The 12,322-nt window shown below is 68.2% G+C and carries 12 protein-coding genes and 1 pseudogene; 6 read left to right on the top strand and 7 right to left on the bottom strand.

The features are described 5' to 3' along the window. Positions 1-2: 2 nt before the first annotated feature. Genes rlmB through phoU form a run of 3 tightly spaced genes read right to left on the bottom strand, consistent with a single transcriptional unit; the run spans position 3 to position 3,152 of the window. Positions 3-1,028: a 23S rRNA (guanosine(2251)-2'-O)-methyltransferase RlmB gene (gene rlmB / locus AB3K78_RS01605; RefSeq protein ID WP_416445584.1), complete on the bottom strand. Its 1,026-nt coding sequence runs from the start codon at positions 1,026-1,028 to the stop codon at positions 3-5. Further along, positions 1,025-2,455, bottom strand: coding sequence for a cysteine--tRNA ligase (gene cysS, locus AB3K78_RS01600; RefSeq protein ID WP_416445582.1), 1,431 nt, complete (start codon positions 2,453-2,455; stop codon positions 1,025-1,027). The genes rlmB and cysS overlap by 4 nt, the downstream gene beginning before the upstream one ends. A 55-nt stretch (positions 2,456-2,510) precedes the next feature. Beyond that, the gene (gene phoU / locus AB3K78_RS01595) at positions 2,511-3,152 is read right to left on the bottom strand and encodes a phosphate signaling complex protein PhoU (protein WP_099723494.1); all 642 of its coding nucleotides are present in this window, start codon (positions 3,150-3,152) and stop codon (positions 2,511-2,513) included. A 158-nt stretch (positions 3,153-3,310) separates the two neighbouring features. Between phoU and AB3K78_RS01590 the strand changes: the two genes are divergently transcribed. Then, positions 3,311-4,534, top strand: coding sequence for a sensor histidine kinase (locus AB3K78_RS01590; protein ID WP_416445580.1), 1,224 nt, complete (start codon positions 3,311-3,313; stop codon positions 4,532-4,534). After that, complete coding sequence (locus tag AB3K78_RS01585) at positions 4,531-5,223, top strand: response regulator (RefSeq protein WP_416445578.1); 693 nt, start codon at positions 4,531-4,533, stop codon at positions 5,221-5,223. Before AB3K78_RS01590 ends, AB3K78_RS01585 begins: the two co-directional genes overlap by 4 nt. Before the next feature lie 78 nt (positions 5,224-5,301). Here the strand turns inward: AB3K78_RS01585 and AB3K78_RS01580 are convergent, their stop codons facing one another. Then, a complete protein-coding gene (locus tag AB3K78_RS01580) occupies positions 5,302-5,862 on the bottom strand; it encodes a DNA modification methylase (RefSeq protein ID WP_416445576.1) in 561 nt (186 codons plus the stop codon). Positions 5,863-6,021: 159 nt separating this feature from the next. Here AB3K78_RS01580 and AB3K78_RS01575 point away from each other — a divergent pair, with 159 nt between their 5' ends. The 4 genes and pseudogenes from AB3K78_RS01575 (at position 6,022) to AB3K78_RS01560 (ending at position 9,866) form a co-directional block, all read left to right on the top strand. After that, positions 6,022-6,507, top strand: a complete 486-nt coding sequence (locus tag AB3K78_RS01575; protein WP_046454009.1) for a CarD family transcriptional regulator — start codon at positions 6,022-6,024, stop codon at positions 6,505-6,507. A gap of 109 nt (positions 6,508-6,616) precedes the next feature. Then, a pseudogene (ispD, locus tag AB3K78_RS01570) lies at positions 6,617-7,878 on the top strand (2-C-methyl-D-erythritol 4-phosphate cytidylyltransferase). A gap of 246 nt (positions 7,879-8,124) precedes the next feature. Beyond that, complete coding sequence (locus tag AB3K78_RS01565) at positions 8,125-9,039, top strand: hypothetical protein (protein ID WP_416445574.1); 915 nt, start codon at positions 8,125-8,127, stop codon at positions 9,037-9,039. Positions 9,040-9,041: 2 nt separating this feature from the next. After that, complete coding sequence (locus AB3K78_RS01560; protein ID WP_416445572.1) at positions 9,042-9,866, top strand: hypothetical protein; 825 nt, start codon at positions 9,042-9,044, stop codon at positions 9,864-9,866. A 145-nt stretch (positions 9,867-10,011) separates the two neighbouring features. On the opposite strand, the gene AB3K78_RS01555 is transcribed toward AB3K78_RS01560, so the two are convergent. From AB3K78_RS01555 to AB3K78_RS01545, 3 genes are all read right to left on the bottom strand, one after another. Next, on the bottom strand, positions 10,012-10,752 hold the full coding sequence (locus AB3K78_RS01555; protein ID WP_416445570.1) for a phosphoglyceromutase: 741 nt from the start codon (positions 10,750-10,752) through the stop codon (positions 10,012-10,014). Positions 10,753-10,783: 31 nt separating this feature from the next. Further along, positions 10,784-11,893 (bottom strand): YgfZ/GcvT domain-containing protein, encoded by a 1,110-nt coding sequence (locus tag AB3K78_RS01550; protein WP_416445568.1) that lies wholly within the window; start codon positions 11,891-11,893, stop codon positions 10,784-10,786. 143 nt (positions 11,894-12,036) lie between these two features. After that, positions 12,037-12,318, bottom strand: coding sequence for a hypothetical protein (locus tag AB3K78_RS01545; protein ID WP_416445566.1), 282 nt, complete (start codon positions 12,316-12,318; stop codon positions 12,037-12,039). Positions 12,319-12,322 lie beyond the last annotated feature (4 nt).

Raw genomic sequence — 12,322 nt, 5'->3', positions numbered from 1 at the left:
GCCTACTCGGAGACGGCCGCGCGCTCGGCGCGGAGCTTCGACACTTCGTAGAGGGTGACGCTCGCAGCGATTCCCGCGTTGAGCGACTCCGTCGCGGCCGAGATCGGCACCGACACGATCACGTCGCAGGTCTCCGTGACGAGACGCGAGAGGCCCTCGCCCTCGCTGCCGACCACGAGCACCACGGGACGGTCCGCGAGCTCGAGACCGGGAAGCTCGACGTCGCCGCCGCCGTCCAGGCCGATCACGAAGACGCCGCGCTTCTTCAGGTCCTTGAGCGTCCGCGTGAGGTTCGTGGCCATCGCCACGGGCACGCGCGCCGCCGCGCCCGCGGAGGTCTTCCAGGCCGCGGCGTTCACGCCGACCGAACGACGCTGCGGCACGATGACGCCCTGGCCGCCGAACGCGGCGACCGAGCGGATGATCGCCCCGAGGTTGCGCGGATCCGTGACCCCATCGAGCGCCACGAGCAGCGGGTTCTCGCCGCGCTCCTCGACCTGGTCCAGCACCTCCAGCGGGTGCGCGTACTCGTAGGGCGGCACCTTGAGCAGCACGCCCTGGTGCACGGTGTCGCGCATGGTCATGCGATCGAGCTCGGCGCGCATCACCTCGAGCACGGGAACCCCGCGCCCGACCGCCAGGCCGAGGATCTCGCGCATGCGGTCGTCCATCTCGACCTTCGCCGCGACGTAGAGCGCGGTCGCCGGGGTCTTGGTGCGCAGCGCTTCGAGCACCGCGTTGCGACCGGTGACGAGCTCGGTGTCGACCGGCTTGCGGGTGGAGCGCTGCACGCGCTCGCCCGAGCCCCCGCGGTTGCCCGAGCCGCCGCGGTTGCCGTGACGATCGCGCGCCGCGTTCAGGCGCTCGCGCGCGGCCTTGGCCTTGCCCGCCGGATGGTAAGGGCGGTCCTCCGCCTTGGGGGTCGGCTTGCGGCCCTCCAGCGCCTGACGGCCCTGACCGCCCGATCCCACGGCCTTGCCGCGGCTCTTCTTGCGTACGGCGCCCGCGCGCCCACTCTTATTGCTCATGCGAGGCTCCAGCCCGTTCCGTTCTGACGATCTTCGAGTGCGATGCCCGCGGCCTGCAGCCGGTCGCGAATCGCGTCGCTCGTAGCGAAGTCCTTGTTGGCGCGCGCCTCCGCGCGCTGCTCGATCAGTGCGCCGACGAGCGCGTCGAGCGCGCCCTCGGCCGCTGCGCCCGCGCCCGCGGCAGCACCCGCGCTCCAGACCGCGTCGGACGGATCGAGCCCGAGCACGCGCAGCATCGCGACGACCTCGCCCGCACGAGCACTCAGCTCGTCGGCATCACCGGCATCGATCGCGGTGTTGCCCGCGCGCACGGCCTCGTGCAGCGCCGCGAGCGCCTGCGGCACCGCGAAGTCGTCGAGCATCGCATCGACGAAGGCCCGCGGCAGCGCTCCCGGCTCGGGAGCGGCACCCGAGCGTTCGGTCGCGCGCGCCAGGAATCCCTCGATCCGCTCGAACGCCGCGGCGGCCTCGGTCAGCGAGGTCTCGGAGAACTCGAGCACCGAGCGGTAGTGGGCCGAGCCGAGGAAGTAGCGCAACACGATCGGCCGCGTCTGCGCCAGCAGGTCGTGGGCGAAGAGCGAGTTGCCGAGCGACTTCGACATCTTCTGGCCACCGGTGTTCACGAGGCCGTTGTGGATCCAGTGCCGGGCGAAACCGTGCCCCGCCGCCGAGGACTGGGCGAGCTCGTTCTCGTGGTGCGGGAAGCGCAGGTCGAGGCCGCCGCCGTGGATGTCGAACTCGGTGCCGAGGTAGCGGGTGGCCATGGCGGAGCACTCGATGTGCCAGCCGGGACGGCCCGCACCCCACGGGGACGGCCACGACGCGGTCGCCGGCTCGGTCTCGCGCGACGCCTTCCACAGCGCGAAATCGCGGGGATCCCGCTTGCCCACCGGCTCGGAGTCGGCGGCGTCCTCCATCTGCTCCCGGCGCTGCCGGGTGAGCGCGCCGTACTCGGGCCAGCTCGCGGTGTCGAAGTAGACGCTCGCCGAGCCGTCGGCAGCGCGGTAGGCGTGGCCGCGGTCGATGAGCCGCTCGATCAGCTCGACCATCTCGCGGATGTTCGCCGTCGCGCGCGGCTCGTAGGTGGGCGGCAGCACGCCGATCGCGTCGTACGCAGCGGTGAAGTCGCGCTCGACCCGGTAGGCCAGGGCCCACCACTCTTCCGAGCCGCCCGCCTCGCGCGCGATGCGCGCGTTGTCGAGGATCTTGTCGTCGATGTCGGTGACGTTGCGGATCAGCGTCACCTCGAGGCCCGTCGCCTCGAACCAGCGCCGCATCTGGTCGTACACGAGCGCGCTGCGCAGGTGTCCGATGTGCGGAGCGGACTGCACGGTCGGCCCGCAGACGTACAGCCCGACGCGTCCCGCTTCGCGCGGGACGAAGTCGACGACGTCCTGGGTCCGTGAGTCGTAGATCCGCTGTTGCATCCTTCGAGTCTACGGCCTCGTCAGGGGCGCTCGCCCCGTGTGACGCCGATCCCGCCTACTCGAGCTCTCCGCGCAGGAAGAAGTTCATCTGCTTCGAGATGTGCACCGCGTGATCCCCGAAGCGCTCGTGGTAGCGGCTCGCGAGGGTCGCGTCGACCACGCCGGTCGGGTCGGCCTGCAGCTTGTCGCTGAGGACCTTCTCGAAGACCTTGGCGTGCAGCTCGTCGATGTCGTCGTCCATGTCGCGGATCACGTCGATCGTGGCCGGATCCTGGTTGCGGAGGAGCTCGACGAGCTTCTCCGCCATGAGCACGTCGAGCTCGCCCATGCGCACGAAGGTCTTCTTCAGGCCCTTGGGGATCGCGCTCTCGGGGTAGCGGTAGCGCGCCAGCTGCGCGATGTGCTGCGCGAGGTCGGCCATGCGCTCGAGCGAGGCGCTCATGCGCAGCGCGCCCACCATGAGGCGCAGGTCGGAGGCGACCGGCTGCTGCCGGGCGAGGATGTCGATGGTGAGCTCGTCGAGCGCGCCCGCCTGCTCCTCGACCGCCTCGCTGCTGTCGATGACCTGCTCCGCGAGAGCGACGTCGGAGTTCCCGAAGGCGGTGGTCGCCTGCTGGATCGCGTCCTTCACGAGCTCAGCGATCTCCACGAGGCGGTCCTGCACCTCGCGCAGCTCCTGCTGGAAGACTTCACGCATATCGAACGGTTCCCTTTCCTCCGGCGCGCCGGGAGGGCGCGTCGCACGCAACGTTACGGCATCAGTGTTCCCCACGGCCGTGAACGCCTCCCGGCCCTCAGGTAAACAGGAGTTGAACACGGGGGTCCCGCCGATCGCCGCGGAATACCATGGGTGCCATGACCCCGACTCTGCTCGTGCTCGCCTCCATCGGCCTGGGGATCCTCATCGGAGTCCTGGTCACGGCGACGATCACCGCCGCACGCTCGGCCGGTCGCCGACGAGCCGCCGCCATGCGCCCCGAGCTCCCCGAGGTCGCCGTCGAGATCCTGAACGAGCATGACAGCTTCGCCGTGATCCTCGATTCCTCCCTCTCCCCCGTCTACGCGAACCCCGCCGCCCGGGACGACCCCCGCATCACCGGCGAGCAGCTGCGCGAGCAGGATTTCCTGGCCCAGGCCCGGCGCGTGATGTCGACGGGCATGACCGAGACCCGGCAGCCGTCGGCGGACGACACCGCGGACACCGTGCGCGTGCACCTGTTCCGGATCCAGCGGCGGTTCCTCGTGGTGATCGCCGAGGACCTCGGCGAGGAGCAGCGCGTCAACGCCATGCGCCGCGACTTCATCGCGAACGTCAGCCACGAGCTCAAGACCCCCATCGCCGCGATCAGCCTGCTCTCGGAGGCGGTGCACGAGGCCGCGGACGAGCCCGAGCGGGTGCGCGGATTCGCGCAGACCCTGATGAAGGAGTCGCAGCGCCTCGGCAACCTGTCGCGCGACATCATCCAGCTCTCGGAGGCCCAGGGCTCGGTGCAGCCCGAGGACCGTGAACCCGTGTCGCTCCGCGGGCTCGTGCGGGCCGAGGTGGATGCCCACCGCACCTACGCGGAGCAGCACGGCGTCGAACTCGTCGTGACCGAGCCCCCGGCGGAGCTCGGCGATCTCGTCACCCTCGGCAGGCAGGCCTCGCTCGGCGTCGCCATCGCCAACCTGCTGAGCAACGCCATCCGCCACTCCCCCGACGGAGGCCGCGTGGGAGTCGGCATGGAGGTCACCGACCGTGCCTGCGTCGTGACCGTCACCGATCAGGGAGAGGGCATTCCCGCCGAGCTCCTCCCCCGCATCTTCGAGCGCTTCTACCGGGTGGACGCCTCGCGCAGCCGCGCCGGCGGAGGCACGGGCCTCGGCCTGAGCATCGCCAGGCACACCATGCGCTCGCACGGCGGCGACATCCAGGTCTGGTCGCAGCCGGGCGTGGGATCCAGTTTCAGCCTGACCTTCCCGCTCGTCGATCTCGAGGACCCGAAGTCGAAGAAGGCGAAGAAGGCCCGCGGCTCGGCGAAGACCAAGAAGATCCAGAAGCAAGCGTCCGCATCGCGGAAGAAAGAGGTCACGGCGTGAGTCAGCGCATCCTGCTGGTCGAGGACGAGGAATCGATCTCGCAACCGCTCGCGTTCCTGCTCGAGCGCGAGGGCTACCGGGTCCGCGTCGTCGCCGACGGCTCGGAGGCGATCCGGGTCTTCCCCGAGGAGCAGTTCGATCTTGTCCTGCTCGACCTCATGCTGCCGGGCCTGCCCGGAACCGAGGTCTGCCGGTCGATCCGTGCGCGCTCGCAGGTCCCGATCATCATGCTGACCGCGAAGGACAGCGAGATCGACATCGTGGTGGGCCTCGAACTCGGTGCGGACGACTACATCACGAAGCCCTACTCGACCCGTGAGCTGCTGGCCCGGGTCCGCGCCGCGCTGCGCCGCGGCCACGCCGGCGAGCCGGAGGAGGAAGAGACCGAGGAGGGCGTGCTGGAGGAGCTCGGCGTGCGACTCGACACCGAGCGCCACACCGTCTCGGTGCGGGGCGAGGAGATCTCGATGCCGCTGCGCGAGTTCGAACTGCTCGAACTGCTCATGCGGCACTCGGGCCGGGTGCTCACGCGCGGCCAGCTCATCGACCGCGTGTGGGGCAGCAACTACTACGGCGATACCAAGACGCTCGACGTGCACATCAAGCGGATCCGGTCCCGGATCGAGCCCGTGCCGTCCGACCCCACGATCGTCACGACGGTCCGCGGCGTCGGCTACCGCTTCGCCTGATGATCCCGGCCCGAGCCGGAGACGACGGAGGGCCCGCAGGCGATGCCTGCGGGCCCTCCGTTCGTTCGCGTGCGAGCGTCAGTTGGCGGAGGTCGACTCCGCGCCGGCCTTCGCGTCGGCGGCCTTCTCGCCCGGCGCCGAGAACTTCGTGACCTGCTCGGCCGTCAGCACGTAGGGGCGGTATTCCTTCAGCGAGCCGTCGAGCACGGGGACGCGGTGCTGCACCTCGGCCGCGCCGGGGGTCGAGAGGTAGGCGTCGACGAGCGAGCCGGCCTTCGCCTCGGGGATCTGCACGAGCACCGGGGCCTGCTCGCCCTCGGGGTCGCCGAACTTGGTGGTGCCGGCGGGGATCTCGAACTCCGAGGTGGCGACCTGCTGCCCGTCGGCCATGAAGGAGATGGTCAGCTGCTGCGCCTTCTCGCCGGCGTTGATGCCGGTGAAGACGACGTTCTGCTGCTCGCCGCTCTCGTCGGCGACCAGCATGAGGTTGCGCACCTCGACGCCGCTGACGTTGGCGTCGACCCCGTCGCTCGGCGCGTACTGGATCAGCGTGTCCTGCGCCGCGATCAGGCTGCAGCCGGTCGCGCCGAGGGTGAGCGCCGCCGCGAGGGCGATGGATGAGGCGATCCGAATCTTCAAGGAGATCCTCCGAAGCGATGGTGGTCGAGTCCCTGCCCGCTCCGCGAGCAGTTTGGAATCATCCTACCGCCAGGGCGCAACTCGACGCAGCTTAGGCTGCCCTTACTAGCGGTATGCCGGTGTGGTATTCTAGAGGTTGGAACACGAAGGAGCCACTCCATGCAATTTGAGGTCGGAGAGACTGTCGTCTATCCCCATCACGGCGCGGCCAAGATCATCGAGGTCAAGACGCGCAAACTGGGCGGCGAAGAGAAGCTCTTCCTCAAGCTCCAGGTGAACCAGGGCGACCTGACCATCGAGGTGCCGGCAGAGAACTGCGATCTGGTCGGCGTCCGCGACGTCATCGACCAGGAGGGCCTCGAGCAGGTCTTCGAGGTCCTGCGCGCCCCGTTCACCGAGGAGCCCACCAACTGGTCCCGCCGCTACAAGGCGAACCTCGAGAAGCTCGCCTCCGGCGATGTCATCAAGGTGTCCGAGGTCGTGCGCGACCTCTGGCGTCGCGATCAGGAGGTCCGCTCGCTGTCCGCCGGCGAGAAGCGCATGCTCGCCAAAGCCCGCCAGATTCTCGTCTCCGAGCTCGCGCTCGCCGAGAAGACCGACGAGGACAAGGCATCCGAGATGCTCGACGAGGTGCTGGCCTCCTAGGCCCCCGTCCGACGCAGAACGCCCCGCTCACGAGCGGGGCGTTCTGCGTTTCCGGTTCCGATCGCCCGGCGCCGGGTGCCGTTCGCCGCCCAGGCGGTAGCCTGAGCGCATGGAACGCTCACCGCTCGCGAACGAGCACCCCGGGACCGGCGGCACCCCGCACCCCATCGGCAGTCTCGGCGTCGTGCTCGTCGGCGCCGGCAGCGGCACCCGGCTCGGCGCAGGAGTCCCCAAGGCCTTCGTCGAGATCGGCGGGCGCTCCGTGCTCGAGCACGCGCTCCGCGCGGTGGTCGCGCTCCCCCACGCCGGGCACATCGCGGTGGTGGTGCCCGCCGAGCGCGCCGCCGAGACGCTCGAACTGCTCGACGAGGCGCTCCCCGACGACTGCGGCTGGTCGACCGCGGTCGTCCCCGGCGGACGGGAACGGCACGAGTCGGTCCGGTTCGGTCTCGAAGCCCTGCCCGACTCGGTGACGACGGTGCTCGTGCACGATGCGGCCCGGCCCCTCGCGAGCCCGGAGCTGTTCGACCGCGTCGCGGCGGAGGTGCTGCGTGCGGGAACCGCGGTGGTGCCCGCCCTGCCCATCGCCGACACCCTGAAACGGATCGGCGAGGACGGCGTCGTGCGCGAGACGGTGGACCGCTCGCCCCTCGTCGCGGTGCAGACCCCGCAGGGCTTCCCGCGCGAGCTGCTCGCCGCCGCGCACGCGACGGCGCAGCTCCAGGACGGCGACCCGGAGCGGCAGGAGGCGGGGCCGACCGACGATGCCGAGGTCGTGCAGCGCGCCGGCGGCACCGTGCGAACGGTGGCCGGCGAGCAGCGCGCGCACAAGCTCACGACCCCCGAGGATCGTGTGATCCTCGAGGCGCTGCTGGCGAGCCTCGGCGGCGGCCCGGGAGCGCGATGATCCGCGTCGGAACAGGGGTCGACGCGCACGCCTACGCCCCGGACGCCCCCCTGCGGCTCGCGGGCCTCGAGTGGCCGGGAGAGCCGGGGCTCTCGGGGCACAGCGACGGCGACGTCGTCTGCCACGCGATCGTGGACGCGCTGCTCTCGGCCGCAGGTCTGGGCGACATCGGCGGGCTCGTCGGCATCGATCTGCCCGGGACCGAGAACGCCGACAGCACCGGCTTCGTGCGGCTCGCCCTCGAGCGCCTCGGGTCCGAGGGCTGGCGCCCCGTCAACGTCTCCGTGCAGATCGTCGGCACCCGGCCGAAGTTCTCGCCGCGGCGGGCCGAGGCCGAGGCGCGCATGAGCGCGGTCCTCGGCGCACCCGTGAGCCTCGGCGCCACGACGAGCGACGGCCTCGGCTTCACCGGCCGCGATGAGGGGGTCGCAGCGATCGCGACCGCCCTCATCGAGCGCGCCTGAGGCCACGCGCTCGGCCAGACACACACAGAGATAAACAATTTCGGTGAGCAGTGGCCCGTGAAATCAACCCCGTTCCTCTTGCAAAAAAATTCTCCGCTTCCAGTATGGTGAAACGAGAACCTTCTCAAAACTCCAAGGAACGCAGCGGAAATGCACTCGGAACAAAGCCCAAGAGCACCCCAGCCTTCGACCAGGTCCTACAGATCAAGCAGGCAGCGGCGCAGAAGCCTAATTTGGTCAATAGTCGTGGGTTCAGTACTCGCCACCACTTCCACAGTAGTCATCGTCGACACGTTGGGGACCGAGCGCTCCTCAACCAAGACTTTGACCATCTCGAAGCCCAACAATACCCCCACGCCCGCGAATGAAACGATGCGCCCGGCCTCGAAGAAAGGAATCGCCAGAGCCCAAAACCCCCGACCTTTCGCCTCCAATCGAGATCATTTTAGCTACTGGTGGCAAATACCAACCGATGCCAAGATTCAAGACTTTCCGGACAACCCCACCCGAATAAAGGGAAACTATACATGCAGCCCCGAGCAATACAAATGGCTTCAGAAGAACGCCAAACCAGCCCCTAGTTTCGGCGGCTGGGGACTCCTTGAACTCACGCTTTCCAACAATGCCACCGCAGGCGGATCTCTCTCATTGAAAAATATTCGCTTCATAGGGAACGAAGTGGATAGCGTGCCACTCATTTCCTTTTCTTGCCCTACAGGGGGAATGGGAAACAGCTTCGGCCAGTTGATACTTATGGGAATTGACGGAAAAGCGGCCCGATGGAGCAAAGGTGCCACTCAGTCAACACACCAAGAAGGCATGCCCGCAACAATCAACGTCAGCCCCCAAAAGGCCTCCCACATTTTCATTGCTCGAGCCCCCGAAGTGGACACGCAACGACAGTATGAAGGCACAGTCCTTGCAGATATTGCAAGAACAGAAGAGACTGTCACGCTGGCAGAAGACGTCTCTTTCCAAAGAGAGTCGGTCCCGGGCTTCTTTGTTGGCTATGGAACTTATGCGCAAGGAGACGGAAGATTTCGGTGCGGAGTCCCCGAGACTTCACCATCTGACCCAAATCGGACCAAGACACACCCCTGCACCCTTAAGGAAGCGGCTTTACTCATGAAGCGTGCCGCCGAGACTGTTGAGCGACCGTAAGCATGGCACGCAAGGACAAAAGGCGCTTGCTACTAGTTTCTAGCATCGTGGGAGCCACCTCTCTTGCCACTGGCCTGTTCCTAGACGTTATCGATGCCTGGGAAATATTCACGAGGAACTCGACAAACAGCGATAGCCTGCAGCTCGAAACAACTTCAACCCTCGACGATTTCAGTGAGTGGCATATCCCAGCCTCGGCCATTGGTGGCAATTTTCCAATTCCAGAAGCAGGCGAAGAGAGCTGTGGACCCGCCCAAGAAGCATGGCTCAAAAGATACGGATCTCCTTTGATTCGCCGCTTCCATGTTGACATGTTCAACTCAGCGGAAGATGGCGTTACGCTATCCCTCACGGACTTTCGTCCAGAATCATCTACACTCCCGGATAGAGGGGAACCAAGAATTCGGGTAATTTGCGATTCAAGGAACCCGAGGCCGGCGACCATTCAGTACATTCGAATCGAAGCAGACAAGAATGATTCAATCGCCAGCCAGATCTCAATGGACGATAACAAGGATCCAGCCGAGCGCCCGGTCGCCGCAACATTAATGCTAGAGCCCGGGGAAAGTCAGCAAGCACTACTGGAGATTTTCAGCAGATACCCGGCTTCCGGGAGAATTCTAGTCTCAACAATAGCTGGCAACGAGAAGAAGGAGATCCCGCTCCCTGGGACCAGGTTCTCTTTGCCCCCTCTTCTGTTCAGCGGCGAAGTTTACCTCGTGACCCGTGCAAAAGGACTCGAGTGCGAGAGAATTGATGAAGGCTTCATCCAATCGTGCACCATTTCCCAAGTACAGGTAGAGGCCGCTGAAGCAATGTTGGAGTAGCCCCGACTCAGCTTCTCACTCGCAGAAGGCGTCGCGCTTTCGAGCGCGTCTGGAGCGAGCGAGCCGTCCCTGAACCCAGGGGCCACCGGGCCAGCGACGCGCCCCTATTCGCAGGGCGCGGCCGCGGCATGACCGATGCGTGCGCTCAGCGCCCCTGGCTGGCGACCGCGGCGGCACCCGCGGCGGCGGCCTCGGGGTCGAGGTAGCGGCCGGGGCCGGTCGGGCGGCCCGCCTCGTCGATCTCGTAGACGAGCGGCATGCCCGTCGGGATGTTGAGCCCCGCGATGTCCTCGTCGGAGATGCCCTCGAGGTGCTTCACCAGCGCGCGCAGCGAGTTGCCGTGCGCCGTGACCAGCACGGTGTTCCCCGCGTTCAGGTCGGGCACGATGCTGTTCTCCCAGTAGGGGACCATCCGCTCGATGACGTCCTTCAGGCACTCCGTGCGCGGCTTCTCGCCGTCGATGCCGTCGTAGCGGGGATCGTTCGCCTGCGACCACTCGCTCGCGTCGTCGAGCACGGGCGGCGGGGTGTCGAAGGAGCGACGCCACTCCATGAACTGCTCCTCGCCGTACTTCTGCAGCGTCTCGGCCTTGTCGAGGCCCTGCAGCGCGCCGTAGTGGCGCTCGTTGAGGCGCCAGGAGCGACGCACCGGGATCCACATGCGGTCGGCGCTCTCAAGCGCGAGGTTCGCGGTCTGGATCGCGCGGCTGAGCACGGAGGTGTGCAGCACGTCGGGCAGCAGGCCCGACTCTGCGAGCAGGTCACCGGCGCGCGCGGCCTCGCCGCGGCCCTGCTCGGTGAGTCGCACATCGACCCACCCGGTGAACAGGTTCTTCTGGTTCCATTCGCTCTGGCCGTGGCGAAGCAGGATCAGCGTGTTCGTCATGCCCCAAGTCTAGGCGAGCGCGCGACCGGATTCAGATGCGCGGCAGGCGGGGAACGCCGCGCGTCGCGCCCGCGTCCGCGGGCACGATCGTCTCCTGCGCGGCTGCGACCGCGTCCGGCCCCTCGCCGAGACGGACCTCGAGCGCCGCATCCTCCTGGACCGAACGCTTGAGCAGCGCGAGGGCGATCCCGCCCCACTCGTGGTGCAGGCCGGCCCGGGTCACCCGGCCGACCGGTCGCGCGTCGGCACCGGCGGACTCCCCCGCACGGTACACGAGGGCGCCCGCTTCGGGGAGCTCCCCTGCGGAGCCGTCGAGGTGCAGCAGCACGAGACGTCGCGGTGGATGGCCGAGGTTGTGCACCTTCGCCACCGTCTCCTGTCCGCGGTAGCAGCCCTTGTTCAGGTGCACGGCGGATCGCAGCCAATCGAACTCGTGCGGGATCGCCCGCTCGTCGAGTTCGGCCGCGGACGGGCGTGCGGCGCGGATCTCGAGCGCGTCGAGCGCGGACAGCCCCGCCGCGCGGATCGCGGTGCCGTCGACCAGACCGGCGACCCGGTCGAGCCCGGCCCGCGGCACGACGAACCGGATCGCGTTCCAGCCCTCGCCGGGATGCCGACCCGCGTACTGCGCGCCGCCGTGCACGAGCGCGCCCCACGGGTCCCGCCACACGGCCGCGGCGATGCCGAGCGCTGCGATCGCGGGCGCAGCGGTCCCGTCGCCCATGGCGAGCACGGTCGCGAAGTCGGCGCTGCGATCTTCGATCTCGACGCGCAGCGCGAAGCGCATGCGCAGCAGGAAGGCCAGGAGATCGGCGCCGCGGCCCGGGTCGAGGAGCAGCCAGAGCCGCTCCCCGTCGTCGACGACGCGGATCGGGTGCTCGATGCGCCCGTTGGGATCGAGCAGCAGGGTCTCGGCGGATTCGCCCGGACGCAGGCCGGCGAGGCTCTGGCTCGTGAACGAGTGCAGCCAGCTCAGCCGGTCGGGGCCGCCGATGGTGAGGACCTCGTGGTGCCCGAGATCGACGATCGCGTCACCGGCTTCGAGCGCCCGCTGCTCGATGAGCGGGGCGCCGTAGTGGGCGGCGACGCCGGAGTCCGACGCCTCGACGGCGCCGGGAAGTCGCAGGAAGCTGCTGGGCACGCGGCCTAGCGCTGACCCTTGAACAGCTTGTAGACGACGGTTCCGGCCACCCACGCGATGGAGAGCGAAGCCAGGCCGAGCAGTCCGAGGAAGAAGAGTTCGAGAGCGAGCATGGCCCCATGCTACCAGCGCGGAGACGCCGCTCAGCCGACGAGCAGGCCGATGAGGTCGATCACCGCGATCACCACCACCGAGCCCGCGACGCTGAACGCCGTCCGGGTGATGAACCCCTCGCGCTGCGCCGTTCCGAGCTGCAGGCCGAAGGTCACGAGCGTGCTCGCCCCGATGGCGAGCGCGAGCCAGGCGAAGCGCTGCTCGGCATCGTGCTCTAGCACGGTCACGAGCACGCCGATCACGGCGGCGACGGCCCAGGCGATGATCAGCCTCGGCAGGTGCCAGGAATGCACTTCGTCGGTGTCGCTCACCCGG

This window comes from Leucobacter sp. HNU (assembly GCF_047946755.1).
Taxonomy (GTDB): Bacteria; Actinomycetota; Actinomycetes; order Actinomycetales; family Microbacteriaceae; genus Leucobacter.
Note: the sequence above shows the minus strand (reverse complement) of the source record. Positions and strands in the feature narration are given on the sequence as shown.